This is a genomic window from Pseudoalteromonas sp. JB197 (genome assembly GCF_002332205.1).
GTDB lineage: Bacteria > Pseudomonadota > Gammaproteobacteria > Enterobacterales > Alteromonadaceae > Pseudoalteromonas > Pseudoalteromonas nigrifaciens.
Map to the genome: position 1 here is coordinate 3,187,186 of NZ_NRGZ01000001.1, position 20,704 is coordinate 3,207,889.

Genomic DNA, 20,704 nt, shown 5'->3' on the forward strand with positions numbered 1-20,704 from the left:
GCTTTTACTTAGTTGTCATAAAGTTAATTGCGGCACTAATTTCGTCTTCAGAACAATCCATACAAGTACCTTTTGGCGGCATTGCATTAAAACCATTCAGTGCGTGATCGAGTAATACATCATTACCTTTAGCAAGGCGAGGTGACCAATCATCAGCCGATTTAGGTGCGCCTAACGCACCAGTACCGTGACACGCAAAACATGAAGCTTGATATACTTGCTCGCCAGAACGTGGGCCAGTAGGGGCTGCAGGAGCGGCCACTTTGTCACCCTCAAGGTATACAGCACCAATCGGTGCGAGACGTTTTTTGATTGCATCGGCAGTCATAGAGTTATCATATGGCTGTGCGTATGCGGTGGTTGCTAGCATTAGTAATGCTGCAGCTGATAGTTTTTTCATTTTGCCTTGCCCACTTCAATTTGAACGTGATCAATCACGATTGTAAATGACGGAATTTAAAACAATTATAACTCCCCTAAGCAATTTATAAAATGCTAAGAGTAGATTTTATTGATTAAATCGACTAAAGATTGCGTTAACTCAATAAAAACAGCAGTTTACTAAATGGTTAAACAGAGTAACTGTTATTCTAAGTTACAAAAATCTAAATAGATCATATTGCTCAAAAATCAGCTTAGTGCGAGCACTTCACTCACCAGTTTAGCTATTCCAGCATCGGCATCGAGTATAGATTGTGCCAGCATATAGGCTGGTGTTGTTACTAGCTTGTACTGCTGATCTACAACAATATCATCTACTGCGCAGGTGACATGCTGAGCACCTAGGGTGTTAAGTGCATTAGCTGTGTCACTATCATTACCTATAGTTAGGTGTGCTTGCTGATAAATAAAAGGAATTAAATTAGGAGCAATACACATATAGCCCGCTGCTTTATTGGTATTGGCAAACGCTTTACAGGCATGTAACACGTCAGCATTAATACTTGCCAGTGGCCCTTTTATAGCAAAGTCAGATAGATTTTTTGCAGCACCAAAACCACCCGGTACAATTAAAGCGTCAAACTGTGTAACGTCCAGCTCAGTAATCGCTTTTACTTCGCCGCGAGCAATACGCGCTGCTTCTACAAGTACATTACGATTATCGGTGGTTTCTTCACCAGTGAGGTGATTAATGGTGTGATGCTGCGCTATATCGGGTGCAAAGCATTGATAACTTGCACCATTTTTTGCTATGTGTAATAAAGTCAAAACGGCTTCATTAATTTCACTACCATCATAAACGCCACAACCGGCTAAAATTACTGCAACTTTTTTCATTTTTTATCTGCTCCGTTTAAGTCGGCAAACTAAAATTTAGTTCGATAGATTAGGGTCTGTTAACCTTTGCGGATTAAAATTTGTTCAAACTAGGAGCGATTTGATCGCGGCGCGCGGTTTGTAACCTAGTAGGCTCGATAACTGCTCCTGCGTTATTCTACTGGCTTACATCTATGTGTAAATAAGTAAAAACAGAGCAAAGCTTTTGCATCCTGCTCATGCCCCTAACAAAGAGTTAACCGCCCCTAGACAGACCCTTCGGGCAGCGCATGTTTGGCATTAATGCTGCGTTATCGCCTATTTATGGGGAATAACCACACCACATAGGCTCTGCCTTGCCTAAATACCAAACACACTGCTGCAAACTCAATCTTGAAAGATCAACAGACCTTCAAGTTTAACATGGCAAAAATAATCTGTTTGAAAAATTATTTGTATAGTTACTGTTCGCTAAGCGAGTGATCATAGGGTATATGCCATTTGGTGATCAACCACAGTGAAAAAAATTATAAAGGATCGCTATGATCTTTGATCCATTATGCTAGAATGCTCGTCCAGTTATTTAAATGGATGCAAATAATGGCAATGACTAACAGCGGATGTAACGCTTAAAACTTTTTTCCACATTGGTAAAAAAATAATAAAAAAAGAACCTCGTATTATCTTTTTTAGTAAAAACAACCAGTTAACTTTATTTCTAAGCGTTTTTTAATGCTTTGGAAGAATGGTCTGTGGCTGTTATCTACAAAGTTATCCACAGTTTGTTCTGAATTAATCAACATCAGTAGTATTAATTCGCAGTCGTTTTATTCACTGCCTTATGGCATGCTTATAATTATCTTACTTTTTGTATTTAGGATCCAAATTCACCATGGCTCAGATCCCCGAAAACCCACTTATTTTAGTTGATGGCTCTTCATATTTATTTCGTGCTTATCATTCACCGCCACATTTAACTAACTCAAAAGGTGAAGCGACCGGAGCGATATATGGTGTGATCAACATGCTAAAAAGTTTGATCAGACAATATGATCCCTCGCATATGGTGGTTATATTTGACGCTAAAGGCAAAACCTTTAGAAATGACATGTATAGCGAATATAAAGCGAACCGTCCGCCAATGCCAGATGACTTACGCACGCAAATAGCGCCAATCCACCGTATTATTAAGGCAATGGGTTTTCCGCTTATTAGCATTGAAGGTGTTGAAGCCGACGATGTAATTGGTACGTTTGCGCGCATAGCTTCAGAGCAAAAGCGCCACGTACTGGTTTCTACCGGCGATAAAGATATGGCGCAGTTGGTAAATGAACATGTAACGCTTATAAACACCATGACCGACAGTATCTCGGATCCTGTTACTGTAGTTGAAAAGTTTGGTGTGGGCCCAGAGCTTATTATCGATTATTTAGCTTTAATGGGCGATAAAGTAGATAATATTCCAGGGGTAGAAGGGTGTGGTCCTAAAACTGCGGTTAAGTGGTTAGAAAAATACGGATCGCTACAGGGCGTTATGGATAATGCCAGCGAGATCAAAGGTAAAATAGGAGAAAAGTTAGCAGCTGCGCTAGATCATCTGCCTTTAAGCTATCAACTTGCTACTATTAAGTGTGATGTTGAGGTTGAGTCGGATCTTGATACCTTTAAGTTACAAGAGCCCAATAAAGATGAGCTAATTGCGCTTTATGGTGAATGTGAATTTCGTCGTTGGTTAGCTGAGTTACTCGATAACCCTAAAGATACCGAAACACACTTAGCTGTTCCCACTGAGGCTAACGAAGTACCAAAAGTAGCAGAGGCACAATACGAAACTATTTTAACCGAGAGCCAGTTTGATGCATTAATAGAGCAGCTAAATGATGCTGAGCTATTTGCCTTTGATACAGAAACAACCAGCCTTGATTACATGCAAGCACAGTTAGTAGGTATGAGCTTTGCGGTAAAAGCCGGTGAAGCTGCTTATTTACCCGTTGCTCACGACTATCCGGGTGCACCTGAGCAACTAAGCCTTGAGTTTGTAATGCAAAAATTAGGACCTATTCTAGCCGATGCCAAAAAAGCTAAAGTAGGGCAAAACCTTAAATACGATAAAAGCGTATTAGCAAATGCGGGTTATGAATTAAACGGTATTAAGTTTGATACCATGCTTGAATCGTATGTGCTTAACAGTGTGGGTACGCGCCATGATATGGATTCACTGGCACTTAAATTTTTAGGCCATAAAAATATCAGCTTTGAAGATATTGCTGGTAAAGGTAAAAAGCAACTTACTTTTAATCAAGTAGAGCTAGATAAAGCCGGCCCCTATGCCGCTGAAGATGCAGATATTACGCTGCGTTTACACCAAGTTTTATGGCCAAAATTAGCCGCTGACGAAAAACTAAAATCAGTATTCGAAGATATAGAAATGCCACTGGTTAATGTTATTTCTGATATTGAACGCACTGGTGTAGCAATAGACAGCAAAATGCTTGCTGCGCACAGCCAACGCTTAGGCGAGCGTTTATTGGAGCTGGAAAAAGAAGCGTATGAAATAGCGGGTGAACCATTTAATTTAAGTTCTCCAAAACAACTACAAGTATTGTTGTTTGAAAAACTGGAACTGCCAATAATTAAAAAAACGCCTAAAGGCGCGCCTTCTACCGCAGAAGAAGTATTACAAGAATTAGCGCACGACTATCCACTGCCTAAAGTAATTATTGAGCACCGTGGTTTATCAAAGCTTAAATCAACCTATACCGACAAATTACCGTTAATGGTTAACGAGAAAACGCAGCGTGTGCATACCTCGTATCATCAAGCCGTAACGGCAACTGGGCGTTTAAGTTCAACCGATCCTAATTTACAAAATATTCCAATTCGCTCAGAAGAAGGGCGTCGTATTCGTGAAGCGTTTATAGCGGCCGATGGCTATAAAATTGTCGCTGCCGATTATAGCCAAATTGAGCTACGTATAATGGCGCATCTTTCACAAGATAAAGGTTTATTAAGTGCGTTCGCTAATGGTTTAGACGTGCACAGTGCCACTGCAGCAGAAGTATTTGGTGTAAGTTTAGAAGAAGTGACCAGCGATATGCGTCGTAAAGCTAAAGCGGTTAACTTTGGCTTAATTTATGGCATGTCGGCATTTGGTTTAGCACGTCAGCTGGATGTGCCACGCCATGAAGCGCAGCATTATATTGATAAATATTTTGAGCGTTTCCCAGGTGTTTTAGAGTATATGGAAACAACGCGTGAAAAGGCCGCTGAAAGCGGTTATGTAGAGACTATTTTTGGACGCCGTTTATATTTACCAGAAATAAAAGCCCAAAATGGTGCACGAAGAAAAGGAGCTGAGCGCGCAGCAATCAATGCGCCAATGCAAGGCACTGCTGCCGATATCATTAAAAAGGCAATGTTAAGTGTACACAGTTGGGTATACGAGCAAGCTCCCAATACCGTTAAGCTATTAATGCAAGTACACGATGAGTTGGTATTTGAAATTAAAACAGACTGTGTTGATGCTTACACAAAGCATATTTGCGAACTAATGTCGCAAGCGGCTACTCTTGATGTACCACTTATAGTTGAAGCTGATGAAGGCGACAACTGGGAACAGGCTCACTAAGTTTATATAATAAAATGACAAAAAAGTGCCTAAGGGCACTTTTTTTATGTCAGTATAAAAATATAAATTACTTAAATAAATAGCCGCATTAGTTACATAAAAGTTAACTAAAGAAAAGACCCATGTTAAATCATAAGGTGTTGGCAAATATACACAAATTATCTAGAATTTTATTGTACTAGTGCGCTGGCTTTTGTTAAAGTCGCGCCGTCCTCATCCTGTAGGACATCCTGTTGATGATGCATCTGCGAAGATGCAATTATTCATAGCTTCTCCCCAGTTTGCTATACCGGCCTATCATATATTTGATGGGCCGTTTTTTATTCCTAACCTTAATTATTCCCCATTTATTATTCTATAATTACACTTAATCCTTTAGGTGATACCATATAAGCTCATAAAAAGTACTTTCTATTCATTTGTGGTTCTAATGAATGGGGTATTGTTCATTTATAGAAGGAATTCGTCATGTTTAAAGCATTAGCTATTGCAGGTTTGTCGTTATCAAGTTTAGTTATTTCTAATATCGCTCAGGCCGATTGGCAGTTAGTAAACGATAAAAGCCAATTAAGCTTTGTTTCTATCAAAAAAAATAGTATTGCTGAAGCAAATCACTTTACTAATATTGAAGGCAAGTTATCAGATAAAGGTGAGTTTAGTGTAAATGTAGACTTAACCTCGGCAGAAACACTGATCCCCATTCGTAATGAGCGTTTAACAAAATTATTATTTGAAGCCGATACATTTGCAAATGCCATATTAACCGCAGATCTAGCATCGCAGCTCAGCAGTATTAAAAAACCTGGCCAGTATGTGCTTAAAGGGATTAATGCGGAACTTGATTTTCATGGTAATAAAAAGCCGCTTACTATAGATGTGCTGGTTAGCAGTGCAGAAAATGGTGATTTAAGTGTGTCTTCTTTCAGTCCTATTATTATTAATAGTAATGATTTTGCAATTACAGAGGGCATTATGGAATTACAAAAATTAGCGGGTTTACCGTCAATTGCGACTGCCGTACCTGTTACTTTTGCACTGACATTTAAAAAGCAGTGATTTCCCTTAGCCAACTAAGCAAGCAATTAAGCGAGCCAAGCAAACCCTTTGATAGTTGGCAACCAACTCACTGTGGATCATTGCCAATGGTTATTAACGACCAAGGGCAATGGTTTTATGCTGGCAGTGAAATAACACGCCCGGCTATGGTAAAGCTGTTTGCCTCGGTATTGTGTAAAGAGGGTGAGCAGTTTTATTTAAAAACGCCGGTCGAAAAAATAGCCATCACGGTTGAAGACGCCCCCTTTATTATTGTTGCCTGGCGATTTGAAAATACCGAGCAAGGACAAGTGCTTTGTTGTATAGATAACCTAGACAGACAATGGCTCATCAGTGCTGAGCAACCTATATATATACAAGACTACAAAGATGCAGCCGTGCCTTATATACAACTCCCTTATGGGTGCTGTGCACGCGTGGCAAGAAGTGTATTTTATCAATGGGCAGAAATAGCCCAGACAGACAAACAGGGTTATTTTATAACATCTGCCGGGGAGCCGTTTTATTTATCCTAAACTCGAGTAATAGCGGATAATAATGGCTTAGGTTTGTAATGCGTGCGTGGCAAGAAGTGTATGCTATTAATGCAATGGGCTAAAATAGCCAATACTGATAAACAGGGTTATTTTATAACATCTGCCGGGGAGCCGTTTTATTTATCCTAAACTCGAGTAATAGCGGATAATAATGGCTTAGGGTTTGCAATGTGCGCGTGGCAAGAAGTGTATGCTATTAATGCAATGGGCAGAAATAGCCCAGACAGACAAACAGGGTTATTTTATAACATCTGCCGGGGAGCCGTTTTATTTATCCTAAACTCGAGTAATAGCGGATAATAATGGCTTAGGTTTGTAATGCGTGCGTGGCAAGAAGTGTATGCTATTAATGCAATGGGCTAAAATAGCCAATACTGATAAACAGGGTTATTTTATAACATCTGCCGGGGAGCCGTTTTATTTATCCTAAACTCGAGTAATAGCGGATAATAATGGCTTAGGTTTGTAATGCGTGCGTGGCAAGAAGTGTATGCTATTAATGCAATGGGCTGAAATAGCCGAGACAGATAAGCTCGGCTATTTATCGAATGTGTAAGCTTTTAAGCCTTGCAGAATAAATTAGCTTGCTGGGTTAGTGCCATCGTTAAGTATTTTTTCAGCAGGTGGTACCGCTACAACTGGGCCTAAAAACCATTCATCAAGTTTTTTGGCAACGTCTGGCAAGCCAGTACCTTTTAGTGATGAAAATGCATGTACCGTAATATCACCATCAAGGGCGCTTAATTCACGGCGAACTTTAAGTACTTGTGATTGACGCGGACCTTGTTTAAATTTGTCTGCTTTAGTTAATAGCGCTAAAACAGGAATTTCACTGCTAATAGCCCAATTAATTAAATCACGGTCTAAATCTTTTAATGGATGACGAATATCCATTAAAATTACAATACCTTTTAAACTCTGACGCTTTTGTAAATATTCGCCTAGCGACTTCTGCCATTTCTTTTTCATTTCAATTGGCACTTTAGCAAAGCCATAGCCTGGTAAATCGATAAGGCGCATGTCATCAACATCAGCAAGTTCAAAGGTATTTATTAGCTGAGTACGTCCAGGAGTTTTACTGGTACGCGCTAATTTTTGGTCGGTAAGTGCATTAAGAGCACTTGATTTACCTGCATTGGAGCGACCGGCAAACGCAACTTCAATTCCCGTATCAGCAGGTAATTTAGTAATGTCTGGAGCGCTTGTAACGAAAGACGCGGTATTATATTTGATACGAGATTTGAGCACGGGCTCTCCTAAAACTTAAAAATGATCACATTGAGCTAAATTCGCTCATGGGGCGTATTTTATACTATAAAGGAGTTATTAAAAAGCTGTTAAACCACCATATACAGCACATTTAAACCAAGTTAAAGCTTAACCTAAGGCAAAACCCTATAAATTATAAGTTTAATATGAGTAGAAAACGTGCCAGAGAATTTATTATCGTGTAGAATATAAAAATCACAACATCCATATTGTAGATGATACAGGGTCGGAAACAGAGAATTCACCATGAAAAAAATAGCACTATCTTTAACTATATTGCTTGGTGCGTTGTCAGCAAGCAACGCAACAGCATTTGAAGGCGATGTAAACGCAGGTAAAGAAAAATCAGTAACGTGTGCGGCTTGTCACGGCCCAGACGGTAATGCACCGATTAATATCTATCCTAAGCTTGCGGGTCAACATGCCGATTATATTTATAAGCAACTTCAAGACTTAAAACTAGGTATGACCTCAGGTGGCAAAAAAGGTCGTATGGATCCGGTTATGAGCGCAATGGCTATGCCATTAAGCGAACAGGATATGAAAGATTTGTCGGCTTATTTTGCATCACTAAACATGAGCGAAGAAGCTACGCCTAAAGACGTAGTTGAAACCGGTAAAATACTTTACAAAGCAGGTGATGCAGATCGTGGTATTCCAGGATGTGCTGCATGTCATGGCCCTCGTGGTAATGGCTCGTCACTTGCAAAATTTCCAAAAGTTTCTTTTCAGCATCCAGGTTACGTTAAAGCGCAACTTGAAAAATTTCGTGATGGCACACGCCAAAATGATTTAAATGGTGTGATGCAAGATATTGCAAAGAAATTAACAGATAAAGACATTGAAGTACTTTCGCAGTACTTAGGTGGCTTACACTAAAGTTGTATTTATTTAATTATTATTAATGTAATAAACTACAATATGTACAAAAAAGCAGCTTAGGCTGCTTTTTTTGTGCTTAAAATTACTTTTATAGTCTTTATTCATGTAAGACATTGACCATGCATAGCTGTGAGATAAGTCTTATTTTAAAAACCATTAAATTGTTAACTTGATGTAATGTAATGGTTTTTGTGTTTTTTGTTATAATCCTTTTAATAAAAGATATATAAATTAGTTGTAACAAAATTATTAACAGGTACATTAACCCCTGTCGCAAAAAACAATAACAAAATGGAATAAGCTATAAGGACAGTAGCGCGACACGACTACATAGCACAAATTGGTGCTAGCAAAGGAAATAACAAAAAAGCGTTAGGAAGACCGAAAATAATAAAAACTCATGGAAGTTTAATAATAAAAACAAAATGGAATGCTACACGGAAGGTAAAAATAATAATAATAGGGATAGGTAAAAATAATAACAATAATAAAGACTAAAAAGTCGAAGGGAGAAGTGTCCAGATAATGGCGCTCAGATTAGTAGGCGGTAGAGATGTTTTCTCTACCGCCTTTTTATTTGTCCTGTTACAATAGCCACCGTTTAAAAACGAGCAGTAAGCTGTTTTAAGCGCTAAATAGAGAAACCCAGCCTCTAAAGCGCAAACTGAATTCTTCTGGCTAGGCCAGCATTGCGATGCCCATTGATTTGCGCCTCGCCCAAAACCTCTTAAGTGAGATGATCAAGATATGAGTAGAACTAAAAAGTCACGCAAAAGCCCAGCAAATGGACCAGTACGTTTAAGCCAAGATAAGCTTAAAGAAATGCGTGCATTAAAAGAGCAACGTGTTAAAAAAACCAAAGGTGCTAAGCCTGGATCTCGTAATACCCCTGAGCTATTAAATGATGATAGCCAAAAAAGTAACACGGGAACTAAAGATAAACGCATTGGCAGTAAAAAACCTGTGCCATTAATAGCTGTTGCAGCTGCACCTAAAGTAGAAATAAAACGTAACTTAAAGCCAACTGTTGAGCTTAAAAAGTCAGCAGAGCCAGAGTTTACGCCTGAGCAAGAGCTAGAAGCACTTGAAAATGATGAGCGCTTACTTAAATTAGTAGAGCGTCATGAAAATGGCGAAATGCTAACGGGTAAAGATGCTAAGTACTTTAATAGTCGTATTGCTCGTCATCAAGCATTGTGTAAATTGCTTGGTATCGAGGATGAAGATGAAGAAGAGTTTGAAGATGACTTTAGCGAAGAAAGTAATTCAGACTTCGATCAGTATTTATCGAACGATCTTGCTAACGAATGGTTAGACGAAGAAGACAAGTAATAAGGGTTATTAAATGAGTACAGCGGTGATCTTAGCCTTATTTGTAGGTGCTGCTATTATAGTGGGCTTAGCATTTTATGCGGGTCAGTTGCTTTATAAGTTAAGCGCGCAAAAAAAACTGATTGTTAAAAAGCAGGCTGAGCAACAGCAAAAGCTTAAGCAGTCACGTTTAAAGCGTAACGCCAAATTAGCCGACAGCATTCATTTAATCGCGCGTGCAATGCATGAACAGCAGTGTGAGTTTTCAGAAGGCTGTTTACGTATTTGGGTACTTATGTCGCAATATGGTTTTGAAGACGAGCAAGATTTAACGACAAAATACTCGGGCATTTATAAAATGTACCAAGTAGTTAAAGAAATGCCGACTCATGATGCGCGTAAAAAATATACCAAAAAAGAAATATTTAAGTTAGATACAGCTCGCTGGCGTGCCGAAGAGACACATAAAGATGAGATTATAGCTGACTGCGCTAAAATTATTATTGAGTTTAAAGCCGCCCCTGGCAGCGAAAACGTGGTATTTAATTAATCAGCGTTTAAATAATTTAAAGCACAAAATACAAAAGCAGACCTCAGGTCTGCTTTTTCGTTTTAAATTTACTACTCGGGCTGAGGGTTAAATAACCCGAGAAAAACGCGTTGCATTTAGCTGTTTTTGTAAGTGAGCGTCAAAGCACATACAAATAATACGAATAAATAAATTACCTCTAGCAGTGACACTAATCATATTATTTTCAATAGTGACCATCCCATCAGCAATTAAAGGCTCAATTGCCGTTAGTGCATCAGCAAAGTAGTGGTTAAAGTTAAGTGCATGTTTGGCACTAAATGCCTCTATATCTAACTCAAACTGGCATATAAGCTGTTTAATTGCATCAGCGCGTATTACATCATCGGCACTTAAGTGCATGCCTTTGGTGATGGCACAGCCGCTTTGCGTTTCTACACTATGATAATAATGCTTTAACTCTTTTTGATTTTGTAAAATGGCAGTGCCAATTTGCGATATAGATGAAACCCCTAAACCTAATAAATCGCAGTTTCCGTGGGTAGTATACCCTTGAAAGTTACGGTGTAATTGCCCCGCATTTTGTGCCACAGCGAGTTCGTTATTAACTTTAGCAAAATGGTCCATACCAATAAATTGATAACCGGCTTGAGTCATTTGCTCTAAGGTGTTTTTAAACATAGTTAGCTTATTGTGTGCACTGGGTAAGTCGGCATCTTTAATTTTACGTTGTGCTGCAAAACGCTCTGGAAGGTGAGCATAATTAAATACCGAAACACGATCAGGGCTAAGCTCAAGCAACTGCTCTATGGTTTGTTTAAAGCTTTGTGGCGTTTGCAATGGGAGGCCGTAAATCATGTCGGCATTAATCGATTTAAACCCTAATTCACGGGCTTGGGTGATTAACTGCTTTACTGTATCGGCATTTTGCGGACGGTTTACTGCTAGCTGCACTTCATCATTAAAGTCTTGAATACCAAATGATACGCGGTTAAAACCTAAGTTACTTAAATCAACCAACATGTTATCGGCAAGCGATCGAGGGTCAATTTCAATACCACGCTCAGTGGCGTCGGTAAAATTAAAGTGCAGCTCCAAAAGTTTAACTAAACGGCTCATTTGCTGCGTAGTTAAAAAGGTAGGTGTACCACCGCCTAAATGTAGTTGCTCTAGGGTGTAGTCTTTAAATAGAGGCGCTTGGGCTGCAATTTCTATGGCTAAAAAATCAAGGTAGGTGTCGGCTTTTGACTGATGGCGAGTAATAATTTTATTGCAGCCACAGTAATAACAAAGCTGACTACAAAACGGAATATGTATATATAAAGACAATGCACGGCTGTTTGATGACTCAATCGCACTGAGTAAGTCTTGCTGTTGATAGCCCTCAGTTAGCGACAGTGCCGTGGGGTACGATGTATAACGTGGGCCAGACACATTATATTTATTTATTAGGGTTTGATCCCATTTTGGAAGTTTAATCATCACGCGCACCTTGGTATATTATTTAGGTGCTGATTATAAAAAAATGTTTAGCAGGGCGGGTTGATCTACAACAAAAAAAGGTGCCGTAGCACCTTTTTAAAGTATATTTTTTAATCTGTTAGTAAGTAACTTGATGGGCATCTTTCAAATATTGAAATAGCTCTTTGTAACCTCTACCAGGTTTTTCATCTTTCGCTTCTTTAGCTGCATTACGAACTAGCTGGCGCATTTGTTGACGATCAAGCGATGGGAACTGCTCTATAGTCTCATTGATTAGGTCATCACCTTGTTCAATTAGGTCTGCACGTAATTGCTCAATTTTTTTGACCAACACTTCAGCTTGGTTATTTTTATTAAGCATAACATCGATAATTGATCTTATAGCATCGATGTTCTCTACGGTGCGCAGTGTTTTAGCTATGTAGTTTAAATGACGACGATAAGCATCGCTTTTATTGCTAATTTTATCGGCAACAACCATTGCGGCTTTTAAATCATCATTTAATGGCAAGCGCTCACGCTGCTTTTTACCCATTTTGGCAATTTCAGTCCCTAACTGATGAAATTCTTGTGCTTCACGCTTCAGTTCGGTTTTTGAGACATATTCAATTTCTTCTTCAATATCAGCAGGCTTGCTTTTTTTCTTCGCCATGGGGTGCTCTTAAATAAAAATAACTTCTGCCATTATACATGATTATCATACAGAGGAATATTAGCTGATGTGATGCATTGAGTGTGTTAGCATTTAAATATAAAAAATGTGTGCAACATTGCCTTCAAGGCTCAGGACTTAATTTATGAAAAGCCAACAACACGATCCAATTTATTCTCAAATATCTCAAGTAAAAGATGCGGTAGCAGAAGTGCTCGAGCATGCGAAAAAACTCGGTGCCACAGCGGCAGAAGCGGCTATGTCTAGCACTTCAGGATTATCGGTTAGCACTCGCATGGGCGAAGTAGAAACCATTGAGTTTAACCAAGATGGCGGTTTAGGCATTAGTGTGTATGTAGGTAATAATAAAGGCTCTGCGTCTACCGCAGATTTAAGCCCTAAAACGCTACGCACTGTGGTTGAAAAAGCCATTGATATTGCAAAATTCACCTCAGACGACCCTTTTAACGGTGTTGCAGATAAAGAGCTACTTGAGTTTGCACCCAAAGATCTCGATTTATACCATCCATGGGATGTAAGCCCAGAGCAAGGTATTGAGTTTTGTCATGCTGCAGAGCAAGCAGCGTTAAATGCGGATGAGCGCATTGTTAACTCAGACGGCGCAAGTTTTTCATCGCACCAAGGTTTGCGTGTTTATGGCAATAGCCATGGTTTAATTGCTGGTTTTCCGCGTACTCGCCACAGCATAAGTACTATGGTAATTGGTAAAGATGGCGAGCAAATGCAACGCGACTCTGCTTACACCGTAGCACGCGATCAAGCTGGTTTAAATGATGCCGCAACAGTGGGGCTTGAAGCCGCAGCCGAAACTTTAGCTAAACTAAATAGCCAAAAATTAGGCACCATGAAAGTACCGGTAATATTTAGAGCTGACATTGCTAATTCATTGTTTGGTCATTTAGTGTCGGCCATTGGCGGTGGTGCGCTGTATCGTAAATCGAGTTTTTTACTCGATAGCCTAGGTACGCAAGTATTTAGCAATTGTGTAAATATTGCCGAGCGTCCGCATATACTCAAAGGGCTCGCATCGTCACCGTTTGACAGCGAAGGTGTTAAAACCTTTGATAGAGAAATCATTCAAGGTGGCGAGTTACAAACTTACCTACTTGCAAGCTATGCTGCGCGTAAAATGAATATGACACCAACAGGGCACGCTGGCGGTATACATAACTGGTTAGTGGAGCAAACACATAACGATTTAACCGCGCTACTTAAAACTATGGGCATAGGCTTATTAGTAACTGAGTTAATGGGGCAGGGCGTAAATACAGTAACTGGTGATTACTCGCGTGGTGCGGCTGGTTTTTGGGTAGAAAATGGCGAAATTCAATATCCAGTAAGCGAAATTACCATTGCCGGTAACTTAAAAGATATGTTTAAAGGAATATCAGCTATTGGTGGCGACATAGAGCGCCGTGGTGGCATTCAAACTGGCTCTGTGTTAATTGAACAAATGCAAATAGCGGGCGCTTAGTCACTGCGCTCAGTGTATACTCAAGTCGAGGGTTATTTCGATTTGAGTAACCGCATTATTGAGTTTTTACGAGGTGTTAAATGGCTAAAGACAGGTATGCGCCAAAACCATTAACTGACATTATGGCTGGACTGAATAACCGCTTGTCGGCTTATGCAGGTAAAAGCCAAGCACTCGATACCCAGCAAACCTTACTTAAAGACTTTTTAGGCCCCAAACTGGGTGATAAATGCCGCGTGAGTAACTACCGCGATGGTACTTTAATGATCGAAGCGGTATCTGCGCCTATTGCGCTTAGACTAAATTACTTAAAAATGGATATGCTCTCGCATTTTAGAGCCGCGGGCATGGCAGAGCTTGGGCAAATAAAAATTACCGCTAATCCACAAGCAACACAACGCTTGGGCGCAGTAAGTAAAACCATTAATACCCCAATAACTAATTCTCGTAAAATGAGCGAACAAACAGCCGATTATTTAAATGCCATAGCCGCCTCAGCCCCCCCTTCGCTAAAAGAAAAGTTAGAGCGTTTAGCACTGCACGCAAAGCGTAAAACCTAGCTGCTAATAACTCGTTTATAAGCTCACATAGTTATTGATAGCACTATGTGGGTCACTCATCGCATTAAAATACTTTGTTACATATTCAATTTTATTGTTACCCCAATGGGGTTTATGATAGCTACTTAATACGCCTATTAACTAGGTTGCAGTTAATGCTTATTTCATTAAGTAAAAGTACATAAAATGTCATTACGCAGCTTTATGCTGCTGGTATTTGAATATTAATGAAATAGGTATTTATTTTAACTAACAAACGGAATCCTTATGATTAAAATAACAATGACCGCCGCAGGTATTGCGCTGGCACTTGGGTTGGTTGGTTGTGGTGAACAACAAGAAATTAAAGTAAACGAGACTCCCGCGGTTAGCGCTCCAGTTCCAGCTCCTTTTGCCTTAGGTATTGAGCTGGAAAATATGGATAAATCGGTACGTGCTCAAGATGACTTTTATTACCATGTAAATGGTCAATGGCTAGCTAAAACCGAAATTCCTGGCGATAAATCTAACTATGGTTCGTTTTCGCAATTATATGACGAGTCGCAAAAGGCGATGAAAACAGTACTTGAAAGTGCGGCAGCAAATAGCAATGTTGAAAAAGGCAGTGATGAAGCAAAGTTGGCGGCATTTTATAATAGCTACATGGCAGAAGAAGCGCGCGAAGAACTTGGCATCCAGCCACTTGAGCCATCATTGGCAAGCATTGACGCCGTTAAAGGTAAAAAAGATTTAGTTACTTTAATGGCGCAATTACAGATTAAAGGCGGCGACTTGCCATTTGGTTGGTATGTAAATAATGACGCTAAAAACTCCAGCGAAAATGCATTGTATGCGTATCAAGCTGGGTTAGGTTTACCCGATCGTGATTATTATTTAAAAGATGATGAAAAGTTCACTAAAATTCGTGCTTCTTATCAAGCTTACATTGCTAAAATATTAGCCAAGTCAGGGGTTGAAAATACAGAGGCTGTGGCTAAAAATGTATTAGCGCTGGAAAAAAACCTTGCTGAGGCGCAGTGGAGTCGAGTAGAGAGCCGTGATGCAACCAAGTCTTATAATAAAATGAGCCTTGCACAAGCAAATAAACTAATGGGTGACTTTGATCTTGCTAGTTACTTTAAAGCGATAGGCATAAACACCGAAGAGTTAATTATTAGCCAGCCGAGCTACTTTGAAAAATTTGCGACTATTTATAAAAACACCGATTTAGCAACATGGCAAAATTACCTTAAGTTTCACTTTGTAAGTAATTACGCTCAGTTACTCGATAAAGAGTTAGTGGACCTTAAGTTTAATTTTTACAGTACAACTTTACGTGGTGTAGAAGAACAAGCACCACTTTGGAAGCAAGCGGTTGATGCTTCAAACAGTGTGCTAGGTGAGATTTTAGGTAAAGTGTACGTTAAAGAGAACTTTCCACCAGAAGCGAAAGCGCGTATGGAAGAGTTGGTTGATAACGTAATTAAAGGCTACGGTGTTGCGATTGAAAATTTAGAGTGGATGAGCCCGGAAACTAAAATTGCCGCTCAACAAAAGCTAGACAAGTTTACACCTAAAATTGGCTACCCAGATAAGTGGAAAGACTACTCAGCACTAGAGATTAACCCTGATGAATTAGTCGGTAACTACATTCGTTATAGCGAATGGGCTTACAGCGATATGATTGCCAAATTGGGTAAACCAGTAGACCGCTCAGAGTGGCACATGACACCACAAACTGTGAATGCATACTACAACCCAGTAAATAACGAAATTGTGTTTCCAGCAGCTATTTTACAGCCGCCATTTTTTAACTTAGAAGCAGATGATGCAGTAAATTACGGTGCTATTGGCGCGGTAATTGGTCATGAGTTAGGCCATGGTTTTGACGACCAAGGTGCTAAATACGACGGCGACGGTAATTTACGTAACTGGTGGAGCGAGTCAGACCTTAAACAGTTTGAACAGCGTACTGCGGCTTTAGTTGCTCAGTATAATGAATATAAACCTTTTACTGATGCTGGCGTAAATGGTGAATTGACGTTAGGTGAAAATATTGGTGATTTAGGCGGCCTTACGGTTGCGCATAAAGCGTATATGCTATCTTTAGGTAACTCTAAGGCTCCAGTGATTGATGGCTACACTGGCGATCAGCGCTTCTTTATGGGCTGGTCACAAATTTGGCGTCGTAAGTATCGTGATGAAGCGCTGCGTAACCGCTTAATGACCGACCCGCATTCGCCTAGTCATTACCGCGTAATTGGTATTTTATCGAATATGCCTGAGTTTTATAAAGCATTTGACGTTAAGGAAGGCGACAAAATGTATATTAAACCAGAGGACCGCGTAAAAATTTGGTAATTTAATTACCTAACTAGAAAGTACCTAACTAGAAAGTATCTAACTAAAAAGGCCAGCAAGTGTTAACTTGCTGGCCTTTTTGTAGCTGCCTAATAATGGCGGTTTATTGTTATTATTATTTTACTAAAAGAGTATAGCCAAATATTAAGCGTTAAATATATTTCGCTTTTATAGCGCTAATAATATCGACGTTAGCTGCTGGAAACTCGTAGTTATCTAGCTCGTCAATACTTACCCAAGCATTATCTTGCCCTTCTGCGCCATGTGCTTCACCACTAAAGTTACTCACCACATGTACGTTCAGCTTTACCGTTTTATCATCGTAATCGTGTTTTATTGTTAGCAACTCACTGGAACTAAAAATAGTGATGCCAATCTCTTCTTGAAGTTCACGCTTAAGTGCTCTAAATACACTTTCACCGGCTTCAATTTTACCACCAGGAAACTCCCACAAACCTCCTTGATGTTGATCATTTGCCCGCTTGCAAATAAACAGAGCGTTATTTTTTTTAATTACGCCAACAGCCACATTTACAATTATACTAGTCATTTTATCTCCCTTAAACACCATAAAAAAAGCGACGCAAGCGCCGCTTTTTACGAAATTTATTACACTATTGGATTATTTTAATTTACCACAACATTGCTTAAATTTTTGACCTGAGCCACAAGGACAAGGATCGTTACGGCCTACTTTTGGCTCGCTACGTGCCATTACAGTTGCGCTTTGTGGTGCTTCGCCGCCTACATGCTCAACTTCTTCATGCTGATATTCGCGAGGAGCGTTTTCACTTTTACGGTGTTGCTCTTCTACTTTTTCAACATCTTCTTCGGCGCGTACTTGTACTTTGCTTAAAATACTTACTACATCTATTTTTAAGTTTTCTAGCATTTCAGCGAATAGCTCAAACGATTCACGCTTGTACTCTTGCTTTGGATTTTTTTGCGCATAACCACGTAAATGAATACCTTGGCGTAAATGATCCATTGCTGCCAGGTGATCTTTCCAATGCTGATCTAGGCTTTGTAACATAATCGCTTTTTCGAATTGACGTAGTACTGAATCGCCTACCATCTCTTCTTTTTGCTTATATGCTTGCCCAACCGACTCTTCAATGCGCTCACGAAGTTTTTCTTCATAGAGTTTATTGTCATCAGCTAGCCACTGAGTAATTGGCAATTCAATTAAGAAGTCTTGTTTTAAGCGCTCTTCAAGGCCAGGTACATCCCACATTTCAGCCAAGCTTTGCGGTGCAATATACTGATCAATAATATTACTCAGCACATCACCACGAATAACCGTGATAGTTTCTGAAATATCGCCTTCTTCAAGTAGTTCGTTACGCTGTGAGTAAACCACACGGCGTTGATCGTTTGCTACGTCATCGTACTCAAGTAATTGCTTACGCACATCAAAGTTACGTGCTTCTACTTTACGCTGTGCATTTTCAATCGCACGGTTAACCCATGGATGTTCTATCGCTTCACCGCGTTGCATGCCTAGTTTACGCATCATGTTGGTCATGCGCTCGCCAGCAAAAATACGCATTAACGCATCGTCCATCGATAAGTAAAAACGGCTTGAACCGGCATCACCTTGACGACCAGAGCGACCACGTAATTGGTTATCTATACGACGAGATTCATGGCGTTCAGTACCAATAATATGTAAACCACCTGCATCGATTACTGCGTCATGGCGTATTTTCCATGCAGCTTTAATTTCAGCAATTTGTTCATCAGTTGGGTTTTCAAGCATTTCAACTTCGCTGTGCCAGTTACCACCAAGTACAATATCGGTACCACGGCCAGCCATGTTAGTGGCAATCGTTACTGTGCCTGGTAGGCCAGCGTCTGATACGATATCAGCTTCTTGCGCATGAAATTTAGCATTAAGTACGTTGTGCTTAATTTTTTCTTTGCGTAAAAATTGCGATAAATACTCAGAGCTTTCAATTGAAATAGTACCTACAAGTACAGGTTGTCCGCGTTCTTGGCAGTCTTTAATATCAACTAAAATAGCTTCGTATTTTTCTTCTTGCGTTAGGTACACTAAGTCGGCGCGATCATCACGAATCATCGGCTTATTAGTTGGCATAACAACAGTGTCTAGGCCGTAAATAGACTGGAACTCAAATGCTTCCGTATCGGCTGTACCTGTCATGCCCGCAAGTGTTTCGTATAAACGGAAATAGTTTTGAAAGGTAATAGATGCAAGCGTTTGGTTTTCGTTTTGAATATTTACGCTTTCTTTAGCTTCAACAGCTTGGTGTAAACCTTCTGACCAACGACGACCTTCCATTGAACGACCAGTGTGCTCATCAATAATGATAACTTCGTTTTCTTTTACAACGTAATCAACATCTCTTTGATAAAGCTTATGAGCACGAAGCGCTGCATAAACATGGCTTAGTAGCGTAATGCTGGCTGCAGAATAAAGCGAATCGCCTTCTGCAATTAAGCCGCGCTCAGTAAGTAGCTCTTCAACTTTAATTTGGCCACGTTCAGTTAAATGAACTTGCTTAGACTTTTCATCAATAGTGAAATCGCCATCGCCTTCAATACCTTCTTCGTCTTCTTTTTCTTGTAGTTCAAGTAAAGGCACCATGGTATTAATTTCAGTGTATAGCTCTGAGCTGTCCTCAGCAGGGCCTGAAATAATAAGGGGCGTACGGGCTTCATCAATTAAGATAGAATCCACTTCATCGACAACAGCATAAAATAATGGACGTTGTACACGCTCATCTATGCTAAATGCCATGTTGTCACGCAGGTAGTCAAAACCAAACTCATTATTAGTACCGTACGTAATATCGGCAACATAAGCTTGTTTTTTCTGCTGTGGCATCATACCCGGTACGTTACAGCCTACTGTTAAACCTAAAAACTCAAATAACGGACGGTTAGTTTCCGCATCGCGTTTAGCTAGGTAGTCGTTCACGGTAATTACGTGTACGCCCTTACCAGTTAAACCATTTAAGTAAGCAGGTAATGTAGCTGTGAGTGTTTTACCTTCACCGGTACGCATTTCTGCAATACGGCCTTGGTGCAGTACCATGCCACCGAGTAGCTGTACGTCAAAGTGACGCATGCCATTTACACGTTTAGATGCTTCACGTACCACAGCAAATGCTTCAGGCAGTAAGTCGTCAAGGCTTTGTCCGTTATCGTAACGTTCTCTAAACTCTGCTGTTTTCGCTTTTAAGTCGTCATCAGAAAGCGCTTCTAATTGCGTTTCAAGTGCATTGATCAGTGCGACCGTCTTTCTTAGGTTTTTAATAGTGCGGTCATTGCGACTACCAAAAATCTTGGTAAATAAATTAGATATCATGATAAAACCGTTACAATGTATTTTTTTGCCAGCCGTACATCGGCTAACCCATTTTTAACAATTGATAATTAATGTGTTCTTTAAAGTAACACCGAGGACACATTAATTAGCAATTTTGTATTAAACCGTTCAAAAAGCACTGTTTATTACGTGTGCTACTATACCAGACTCTGCTAAACAACAAACCATCTCACTAAAAAGATATGGATTAAAAACAGAAAAACTTAATCTAGTACATAAAATTGCTATATATTTTTATACGAGGTGAAAACTGCTAGCAAAGCTAGTGATATTAAGTAAGTTTCCACTTTGAAATATCAACAGTCACTCAAAGATATGGTGCTGAATAAATTAAAAACAAGGGGGGGAATAAGCG

General features: G+C 39.7%; 16 protein-coding genes and 1 pseudogene. 10 read left to right on the forward strand and 7 right to left on the reverse strand.

The window, feature by feature from the left end; genetic code table 11:
• Nucleotides 1-4: 4 nt before the first annotated feature.
• A complete protein-coding gene (locus tag CIK86_RS14900) occupies nucleotides 5-400 on the reverse strand; it encodes a cytochrome c5 family protein (RefSeq protein ID WP_041454600.1) in 396 nt (131 codons plus the stop codon).
• A gap of 230 nt (nucleotides 401-630) precedes the next feature.
• Complete coding sequence (elbB, locus tag CIK86_RS14905; RefSeq protein WP_086994721.1) at nucleotides 631-1,278, reverse strand: isoprenoid biosynthesis glyoxalase ElbB; 648 nt, start codon at nucleotides 1,276-1,278, stop codon at nucleotides 631-633.
• A gap of 871 nt (nucleotides 1,279-2,149) precedes the next feature.
• On the opposite strand from elbB, the gene polA reads away from it, so the two are divergent.
• The 4 genes and pseudogenes from polA to CIK86_RS19500 all read left to right on the forward strand — a co-directional run.
• Nucleotides 2,150-4,885 (forward strand): DNA polymerase I, encoded by a 2,736-nt coding sequence (polA, locus tag CIK86_RS14910; protein WP_086994718.1) that lies wholly within the window; start codon nucleotides 2,150-2,152, stop codon nucleotides 4,883-4,885.
• Between the two features lie 468 nt (nucleotides 4,886-5,353).
• Nucleotides 5,354-5,941 (forward strand): YceI family protein, encoded by a 588-nt coding sequence (locus CIK86_RS14915; protein ID WP_011329398.1) that lies wholly within the window; start codon nucleotides 5,354-5,356, stop codon nucleotides 5,939-5,941.
• Entirely contained in the window at nucleotides 5,938-6,456 is a 519-nt protein-coding gene (locus CIK86_RS14920; protein WP_041454598.1) for a DUF1285 domain-containing protein, read from the forward strand. The genes CIK86_RS14915 and CIK86_RS14920 overlap by 4 nt, the downstream gene beginning before the upstream one ends.
• Before the next feature lie 194 nt (nucleotides 6,457-6,650).
• Nucleotides 6,651-6,757, forward strand: a pseudogene (locus CIK86_RS19500) (DUF1285 domain-containing protein); the annotation flags it as partial.
• A 299-nt stretch (nucleotides 6,758-7,056) separates the two neighbouring features.
• Here the strand turns inward: CIK86_RS19500 and yihA are convergent.
• Nucleotides 7,057-7,725, reverse strand: a complete 669-nt coding sequence (yihA, locus tag CIK86_RS14925) for a ribosome biogenesis GTP-binding protein YihA/YsxC (RefSeq protein WP_086997251.1) — start codon at nucleotides 7,723-7,725, stop codon at nucleotides 7,057-7,059.
• A 267-nt stretch (nucleotides 7,726-7,992) separates the two neighbouring features.
• Here yihA and CIK86_RS14930 point away from each other — a divergent pair, with 267 nt between their 5' ends.
• From CIK86_RS14930 to CIK86_RS14940, 3 genes are all read left to right on the forward strand, one after another.
• Entirely contained in the window at nucleotides 7,993-8,625 is a 633-nt protein-coding gene (locus tag CIK86_RS14930) for a c-type cytochrome (protein ID WP_011329395.1), read from the forward strand.
• A gap of 750 nt (nucleotides 8,626-9,375) precedes the next feature.
• Entirely contained in the window at nucleotides 9,376-9,960 is a 585-nt protein-coding gene (yihI, locus tag CIK86_RS14935) for a Der GTPase-activating protein YihI (protein WP_011329394.1), read from the forward strand.
• Nucleotides 9,961-9,973: 13 nt separating this feature from the next.
• Entirely contained in the window at nucleotides 9,974-10,489 is a 516-nt protein-coding gene (locus tag CIK86_RS14940; RefSeq protein WP_011329393.1) for a DUF2489 domain-containing protein, read from the forward strand.
• Between the two features lie 87 nt (nucleotides 10,490-10,576).
• On the opposite strand, the gene hemN is transcribed toward CIK86_RS14940, so the two are convergent.
• Together hemN and yjgA are read right to left on the reverse strand one after the other, a co-directional pair.
• The gene (gene hemN, locus CIK86_RS14945; RefSeq protein ID WP_086997253.1) at nucleotides 10,577-11,950 is read right to left on the reverse strand and encodes an oxygen-independent coproporphyrinogen III oxidase; all 1,374 of its coding nucleotides are present in this window, start codon (nucleotides 11,948-11,950) and stop codon (nucleotides 10,577-10,579) included.
• A gap of 118 nt (nucleotides 11,951-12,068) precedes the next feature.
• On the reverse strand, nucleotides 12,069-12,602 hold the full coding sequence (gene yjgA / locus CIK86_RS14950) for a ribosome biogenesis factor YjgA (RefSeq protein WP_011329391.1): 534 nt from the start codon (nucleotides 12,600-12,602) through the stop codon (nucleotides 12,069-12,071).
• A 145-nt stretch (nucleotides 12,603-12,747) separates the two neighbouring features.
• Here yjgA and pmbA point away from each other — a divergent pair, with 145 nt between their 5' ends.
• The 3 genes from pmbA to CIK86_RS14965 all read left to right on the forward strand — a co-directional run bounded on the left by pmbA (nucleotide 12,748) and on the right by CIK86_RS14965 (nucleotide 16,997).
• On the forward strand, nucleotides 12,748-14,097 hold the full coding sequence (gene pmbA, locus CIK86_RS14955; RefSeq protein WP_086997256.1) for a metalloprotease PmbA: 1,350 nt from the start codon (nucleotides 12,748-12,750) through the stop codon (nucleotides 14,095-14,097).
• A gap of 80 nt (nucleotides 14,098-14,177) precedes the next feature.
• Nucleotides 14,178-14,657, forward strand: a complete 480-nt coding sequence (locus CIK86_RS14960) for a DUF721 domain-containing protein (RefSeq protein ID WP_011329389.1) — start codon at nucleotides 14,178-14,180, stop codon at nucleotides 14,655-14,657.
• Nucleotides 14,658-14,924: 267 nt separating this feature from the next.
• Entirely contained in the window at nucleotides 14,925-16,997 is a 2,073-nt protein-coding gene (locus tag CIK86_RS14965; protein ID WP_011329388.1) for a M13 family metallopeptidase, read from the forward strand.
• A gap of 151 nt (nucleotides 16,998-17,148) precedes the next feature.
• Here CIK86_RS14965 and mutT read toward each other — a convergent pair whose 3' ends face one another.
• Both mutT and secA read right to left on the reverse strand, forming a co-directional pair.
• Nucleotides 17,149-17,547: an 8-oxo-dGTP diphosphatase MutT gene (gene mutT / locus CIK86_RS14970; protein WP_011329387.1), complete on the reverse strand. Its 399-nt coding sequence runs from the start codon at nucleotides 17,545-17,547 to the stop codon at nucleotides 17,149-17,151.
• Nucleotides 17,548-17,619: 72 nt separating this feature from the next.
• Entirely contained in the window at nucleotides 17,620-20,328 is a 2,709-nt protein-coding gene (secA, locus tag CIK86_RS14975; RefSeq protein WP_086997259.1) for a preprotein translocase subunit SecA, read from the reverse strand.
• Nucleotides 20,329-20,704: the final 376 nt, after the last annotated feature.